General features: G+C 74.9%; 2 protein-coding genes. Both read right to left on the bottom strand.

The window, feature by feature from the left end:
* Nucleotides 1-482: DnaJ domain-containing protein (locus DD1DGNOD_RS28570; RefSeq protein WP_241255401.1), on the bottom strand; the 482-nt coding region annotated here is incomplete at its 3' end.
* A gap of 6 nt (nt 483-488) precedes the next feature.
* Nucleotides 489-885, bottom strand: a 397-nt coding sequence (locus tag DD1DGNOD_RS01935; RefSeq protein ID WP_131769306.1) for a nucleotide exchange factor GrpE, incomplete at its 5' end; no start/stop codon positions are given.

Here is an 885-nt window from a genome sequence, read left to right as displayed (position 1 = left end):
CGATAGGCATCCTCGACCGTCAACTCGAGCTCGGCTTCCTGGTCGGCGCCGGGGATCGGCCCGGCCGCGCCGCGGGCCCCGAAGATGTCGCCGAACAGATCCTCGAATCCGGCTCCGCCGAACCGCGCGCCAAAGCCCGCGCCGAAGTTTGTGCCGAAGTCCGTGCCGAAGCCGGGTTCGACCCGGGCATCCCGGGACGGCCCCCGGCCGCCGCGTGCCCAGCCCCCGCCGGCGGCCACCCGCTCCTCGTAGTCCTCGGGGATCCGTCGGAAGTCGTCGCCGAACCGGTCGTAGCGCGCCCTCGTCTTCGGGTCGGACAGCACGTGATATGCCTCACCGACCTCCTTGAACCGCTCCTCCGCCGCCGGATCGGAGTTCACGTCCGGGTGGTAGCGGCGGGCGAGCCTGCGGTAGGCCTGCTGCACCTCCTCGGCGCTCGCGTCGCGCCCGACACCGAGGACCTCGTAGTAGTCCCGGGCCACCGCTGGTCACTCCACGGACCCGCTGGCGTCGCGCCCGCCCCGACCCGGCTCCCGCTCCCTCGCGGACCCGCGCGTGCCCGGGGACCCCTGCCTACCTTCGGCGTCGTCGGCGGGTGGCCGGCTGACGGCGACACCGACGGGGCGCAACTGCCGGCCGCCGTCGCCGTAGCCAGGCCGGACCACGGCCACCACCGTGCCCGGCGGCATGCCGGGCTCCTCGACCACGTTCAGCACGTCGTGGCGGGCCGGGTCGAACGGCACCCCGACCTCGTCGTGGCGCGGGTAGCCGAGCCGGTCGAGTACGTCGACGGCCTGGTCCCGCACGGCCCGGACGCCCGCCACGATCGAGCGGGGGTCGGCGTCGGCGTGGGCCAGCGCGAGTTCGAGGTGGTCGAGCACCGGC

It is taken from the genome of Candidatus Protofrankia californiensis, assembly GCF_900634765.1.
GTDB lineage: Bacteria > Actinomycetota > Actinomycetes > Frankiales > Frankiaceae > Protofrankia > Protofrankia californiensis.
The sequence above is the reverse complement of the archived record's forward strand: the minus strand, read 5'-3'. Positions and strand labels throughout refer to the sequence as shown.